The sequence below is a fragment of the Wolbachia endosymbiont of Drosophila seguyi genome (assembly GCF_028981765.1).
Taxonomy (GTDB): Bacteria; Pseudomonadota; Alphaproteobacteria; order Rickettsiales; family Anaplasmataceae; genus Wolbachia; species Wolbachia pipientis.
Genome location: NZ_JAPQLM010000200.1, coordinates 1 through 5,942, shown reverse-complemented (window position 1 = coordinate 5,942; position 5,942 = coordinate 1). Strand labels below are relative to the sequence as shown.

4 protein-coding genes and 1 pseudogene are annotated in these 5,942 nt (G+C 34.6%); all 5 read left to right on the top strand.

Going from position 1 to position 5,942, the window contains the following annotated elements:
- Nucleotides 1-238 precede the first annotated feature (238 nt).
- Nucleotides 239-1,111: an ATP synthase F1 subunit gamma gene (atpG, locus tag OZD62_RS06030; protein WP_010081973.1), complete on the top strand. Its 873-nt coding sequence runs from the start codon at nt 239-241 to the stop codon at nt 1,109-1,111.
- Nucleotides 1,112-1,129: 18 nt separating this feature from the next.
- The gene (locus tag OZD62_RS06025) at nt 1,130-2,464 is read left to right on the top strand and encodes a TldD/PmbA family protein (protein WP_275019660.1); all 1,335 of its coding nucleotides are present in this window, start codon (nt 1,130-1,132) and stop codon (nt 2,462-2,464) included.
- Between the two features lie 174 nt (nt 2,465-2,638).
- Nucleotides 2,639-2,890, top strand: a complete 252-nt coding sequence (locus tag OZD62_RS06020; protein WP_006279919.1) for a cold-shock protein — start codon at nt 2,639-2,641, stop codon at nt 2,888-2,890.
- A 35-nt stretch (nt 2,891-2,925) separates the two neighbouring features.
- The gene (locus OZD62_RS06015) at nt 2,926-4,152 is read left to right on the top strand and encodes a DEAD/DEAH box helicase (RefSeq protein ID WP_275019659.1); all 1,227 of its coding nucleotides are present in this window, start codon (nt 2,926-2,928) and stop codon (nt 4,150-4,152) included.
- Nucleotides 4,153-4,382: 230 nt separating this feature from the next.
- A pseudogene (locus tag OZD62_RS06010) lies at nt 4,383-5,876 on the top strand (AAA family ATPase); the annotation flags it as partial.
- Nucleotides 5,877-5,942: the final 66 nt, after the last annotated feature.

Genomic DNA, 5,942 nt, shown 5'->3' with positions numbered 1-5,942 from the left:
CTAGCTATGAGTAGGGTTATGTTAAAGAGGGAATATGCTTGAATTTACTAGTTTCCGGACAACCTCTTAGGCTACTTTCACATTGATATTGCTGAAGTTAGAGCACTTTCTTAATATAATCCTTATCTCCAAACAATAAACCTGCAAGTTTCTTAGCTAGACTTGGTTTTAATGTCAAAAAAACTTGCTTTTAGACACTAACAGTTATATATTTTAATAAATCAGGGTTGTATACAAAATGAAGAGCTTAAAGGAATTATCCTTAAGAATTAAGAATATTAGGTCTGTACAGAAAACCACGAAAATAATGCAAATGGTTTCTGCAGCAAAGTTGTTACAAAGCCAAAAGAAGTTATTAAATTCAAAATTATATGTATCTAAGCTGCATAACATTATTTTTTCATTAATGCTATCAGTTGATCAAGAATTACTGGCAAAAATTCTAAATGTCAGTAACGACGGTTCTTACCTAGTATTCATTATTGCGTCTGATCGTGGCTTGTGCGGCAACTTTAACTCTTCTATTGTCAAATTTAGTCAAGAGCGTGTAAATAAGTCAATCGCAAATGGCAAAAAAGTAGATATTGTATTTCTTGGTAAAAAAGCTTTTGATGTAGGTAAAAATAGATTTGACTCTAAAAGTATCTTAAAAATTGAAAATAGTAAGGGAATCACGTTAAAGCACGTAGAAGCTTTGGTTGATGGTATAGATTTAAGTAAATACGATAAAGTTAAAGTTTTTTATAGTAAATTCTATAATACCTTCACGCAAAAACCAATGTTGGAAACAATAAAACCATGGAGTAAAGACTCATCCTTGATTGATAGCTCTCTGGCTGGTCCAACAACAGATTACGGCTATGAGTATGAACCACAAAATATTGAATTTATTTTAAAATCTTTGGTTCAAGATTACGTTGTAATTGCTCTTTACTCTGCTTTACTTGAAAGTGCAACGAGTGAGAATAGTGCTAGAATGGTTGCTATGGAATCAGCAAACAGAAACACTAAAGAGATACTGAACAAATTAGCATTGCTTTATAATCGTTCTCGTCAAGCAGCGATTACGACTGATTTAATTGAAGTTATAGGTGGTGCAGAATCTTTATAGAAATCTAAGGAATAGAAAATGAATATATTAAATATTGCAGCAGATATTACTAAACTAATAAAAAAGCAAAATCAAGATGCGGAAGTTACAATATATGAAACTAATAAGACTTCAGTTTCTCAGCGTCTATCAAAAATTGAGCAAATATCACAATCTAAAAATTGCACTGTAGGAATCAGAGCTATAGCAGGTAAAAACAAAGCTGCGTATATTTCTACAAACGATTTGAATAATCTGAGTGATACAGTAAGCCAAGTGGTAGAAATGGCAAAGAATGCGCCAGAAGATCCTTGCATTAATTTTGCTGTAAATGGTAGTAATTATATCTCTTCTGCAGATTTAAGTATCTCAGATAATAATGTTGTAACCGTTGATAACCTAAAAGAAATTGCTGAAGCTGCAGAAAATTCAGCCCTTGCACATAAGAGTATCACTAATTCTGAAGGAGCCTCTTCTTCATACGCTTTAGTGAATACAGTATTATCGACTGTTTCTGGTTTTATTGGCTCGTTTAGTAAATCAACCTTTGCTAATCAGGTCTCTGTTGTTGCTGGAAGAGAAAGTGAAATGAAGGTTGGTTACGATTATGATATAGCATGTAATTTTAGTGATTTAAAGTTGCCAGAGTTAATGGGAAAAGAAGCAGCAAAAAGAGCAGTTGATCAATTGAATTCACGTACAATGAAAACTGGTAAATTTCCAGTTATTTTTGAAAAAAGAGCAGCAAAAGGGCTAGTAAAAAGTTTTGCTTCTGCTATAAATGGGAGCAGTATTATAAGCAACAGTTCTTTCTTGAGGGGTAGTTTAAACGCTCAGATTTTCAACGATAGAATTAATATTATCGATGATCCATTGTTGCCAAGAGGCATAGCATCGAGACCATTTGATGGAGAAGGGATAACTAGCAAGAAAAATATATTTGTAAAAAACGGAATATTACAAAATTGGATTTTAGACTTATACTCGGCTAGAAAATTAGACTCAGAAACAACCGGAGGTGCAACTCGTGCAAGTAATGCTGCAGTTATTCCTGCAGCTAGTAACCTCTACATTGAGAATGGTGATGTATCGTTTGAAGAATTAATTCAGGAAGTGAAAGAGGGAATATATGTAACTGATTTATTTGGTTTTGGTGTCAATTTAATCAATGGCGATTACAGCCAAGGCGCTTCCGGATTTTTTATAGAAAATGGAAAAATAACGTATCCAATACATGAGATTACCATTGCTAGCAATTTGAAGGATATGTTTAGCAATTTAGTCGTTGCAGATGATCTAACTTTTTGTGGGCAATTTAATTCACCAACGATTAAAGTTAGCGAAATGACGGTTGCAGGTTCGCTTAACGATTAAAAAATTTATTTGCATCAAGTACAACAATTGTGTATTATTGTCATGTAATGTTAAGAATAGACTATGGAGTATAAAGGTTTAGTTTCAATAGCTAAGCTTAAAGCATTCTCAATCGTAATTTCAAAGTTTTTCATCACATTAGTAATGTTAGTTAATAATTTAGGAGTTGTTTAAATGGAATTTGGTAATGTAAAATGGTTTAATGCCGAAAAAGGCTATGGTTTCATCAAGCCAGAAGGTAAAGGGGGTGACGTTTTTGTACATATTAGCACATTGGAACGTTCGGGAATAAGACCTGAGGCACTTAAAGGAGAGAATAAAGAGAAGGGAATAAAAGGAGAAAGGGTGAGTTATGAGGTTAAAGAGGAGCGCGGTAGAAACGGAGAAGATAAAAAATCTGCAATAAATTTAAGATTGGAAGATTAATCTATTATGAAGTCTTTTAACAGGATTAACGTATTGTGAATAATTTTCATGAGATGGGTCTCCCAGCTTCGCTTAGACAAGCTCTAGATAAAAATAATCTTTTCGTCCCAACTCCGATTCAAATACAAGCGATTCCCTTAGCGCTACAAGGTAAAGATATTCTCGGATCTGCTCAAACGGGGACTGGAAAAACTTTAGCATTTGCTATTCCGTTGGTTGCTAAGTTGCTGAATGAGCCTAACACTGGTTCAGCTTTAGTCATCGTGCCAACCAGAGAGCTTGCGCATCAGGTAACAAATGAGATAAGAAAACTCTTATCTCAAAATTCTGCACTAAGGGTCGCTTTGTTGATTGGTGGTGAGCCTATTTTTAGGCAGCTAAATCAGCTTCAGAAAAAACCACAAATTGTAATAGGTACTCCTGGTCGTATTATAGACCATATTGAGCGTAAAACTTTGATTACTCGCAATGTTAGCGTTCTTGTGCTTGATGAAACGGATCGTATGTTTGATATGGGCTTTGGAGTTCAGATTGAAGAAATTATGAAGCATTTGCCTAAAATAAGGCAAACTCTTATGTTTTCTGCAACTCTTCCTGGAGATATAGTAAAACTTGCTGAGAAGTACCTTAATCGACCAGAACGTATTTCTGTTGATTGTGAGGTTACAACTTCTGTAAAAATTAAGCAAGAAATTGTTTATGCATCAGAATCAGAAAAATATGAAAAGCTTGTTACACAACTATGTCAGCGCGAAGGATCAATCATTATCTTTGTCAAAACAAAGCGAGGAGCGGATCAGCTAGCTAACAGATTGCACAAAGATGACTATAGCGCTTTAGCAATTCATGGTGATTTAAGGCAGCACAAGCGCGAAAGGGTCATTAATTCTTTTCGTCGTGGCCGTAATCAAATCATGGTTGCAACAGATGTTGCTTCTCGCGGCCTTGATATTTCCCACATTCAACATGTTATCAATTATGATGCACCACAATCGCAAGCTGACTATATTCATCGTATAGGTAGAACTGCACGCGCTGGAGCTGAAGGGTATGCGCTATCTTTTGTTACACCTCAAGATAAGAGAAGACTGCCTGCACTGGCAGACAAAGAAGGAGAGCTAAATTTTGATTGTAGTGTGCAATTTAAAAAACGTAACAGCAAAAAGGTCTTTAAAAGGCCAAGTACGTTAAAGACTAAATACGGTAGAAAAAAGATCAATGCATTTAAGAAGAAAAGCAGAGTACTAGAAAAAGCGTATTAAATAGGATTTACCTACAATTTGATAAGCGTAAAACTCGTCATTCCGCTACTCATTAGCGGAATCTATGCTGAGATATTGCGGTGCTATGACGTAGATCCAGAGTGGGATTCAAATTGGCTACAGCGAACTGCTGGATTTCAATTTTTTTAATAATTGTGTGCTATTCATTATATATGAGTTCCCACTTTTAAAGAGAATAGGAGATGATTTCCAAAAACTTAGAGGCAAGTTTGAATAGAGCACTATTCATTGCTTCTAATTTTAATCTTAAATATGCGAAAGTAGAACATTTATTGCTGGCGTTAACTAAAGACGTGGATGTAAATTACGTTTTATCAAGATGTAATATCAGAGCCGATGAAATCATCAGTATGGATAACATTCTATCAAGATGCAATATTAAGGCTAATGATTATAATAATATAAAAGGGTTTTTACAAAGCAGTTCTGAATTGATTATCAGTGGAGTTAAACCTAGCTCAATGTTTCAATGCATAATACACAGAGCAATAATACGGGCTCATAGCTTGGGGAAAAAAGAAATAAATGGAGCAAGTGTTCTAGTAGAAATTTTGTCTGGGCAAGATTTATACGTTGAAGATCTATTGCAGAAACAAAGTGCGAAAGATTCCAATTTGATTTACCACATATCTAACATGAAATACTCTAACGATATAGATGAATACACCACTAATCATAAAGTAAAACTTGATAAAAATAATGATGCTCCTACTACAGTAAATAAAGGTGAGCTACTAAAAGATGAGGAAATTCTACAAAGTTATTGTAAAAATTTAAATGACTATGCAAGAAGCAAAAAAATAGATTATGTTATTGGTCGTGATTATGAATTAAATCGCACTATAGAAATATTATTGAGGCGTAGAAAAAACAACCCTTTATATGTTGGAGATCCAGGTGTTGGCAAAACCACAATAGTTGAGGGTTTGGTACTCAAAATCATTGAAAACAGTGTTCCAAGTGCGCTCAGGTCCAGTATAATTTATGCTTTGGATTTAGGGTCACTCCTTGCAGGGACACGCTATAGAGGTGATTTTGAAGAGAGAATAAAATCTATAATAAAAGCGATTGAGGCAAAACCAGGTGCTATCCTTTTTATTGACGAAATACACACTATCATTGGAGCAGGTTCTACAAGTGGTAGCTTTCTTGATGCAGGTAACCTACTCAAACCTGCGCTTGCAAGAGGTACACTGCGTTGTATAGGTGCAACTACATATAGAGAATACAGCAATAGTTTTGAAAAAGATAAAGCATTAGCGAGGAGGTTTCAAAAAATTAATGTTAAGGAATCTTCTGTTAACGAAACGATAAAGATACTAGATGGTATAAAGCACTACTATGAAGGGTATCATGGAGTATATTATACAAAGAATGCCATTAGGTCTGCGGCTGAACTTTCGCATAAGTATATTACTGGGCGAATATTACCTGATAAAGCGGTTGATGTTATTGATGAGGCAGGGGCATATTGTAAATTGCTAAGAAACAGGGGTAAAATTGTAAATAGTAGAGATATTAAGAATACCATTACTAGAATTACAAATGTGCCTTGCGGATCTGAATCTGATGATTTGCAGAAAGTAAAGTCTTTAAAAGCTAATCTAGAGAAGGTGATTTTTGGCCAAGAGCAGGCAATAGAATCTCTTGTTAATTCTATTAAAATTGCTAAATCTGGGTTGAGAAATTACAATAAGCCTTTAGAGGTTGTCCGGAAACAAGTAAAAGGCTATAATATCTGAAATTTTAGTACGGGGTAAAGATGAGAA

Excerpts from the sequence above, each read along its gene's own strand:
- OZD62_RS06025 (WP_275019660.1), top strand. The coding sequence starts at position 1,130 with ATGAATATATTAAATATTGCAGCAGATATTACTAAACTAATAAAAAAG.
- OZD62_RS06020 (WP_006279919.1), top strand. The coding sequence starts at position 2,639 with ATGGAATTTGGTAATGTAAAATGGTTTAATGCCGAAAAAGGCTATGGT.
- atpG (WP_010081973.1), top strand. The coding sequence starts at position 239 with ATGAAGAGCTTAAAGGAATTATCCTTAAGAATTAAGAATATTAGGTCT.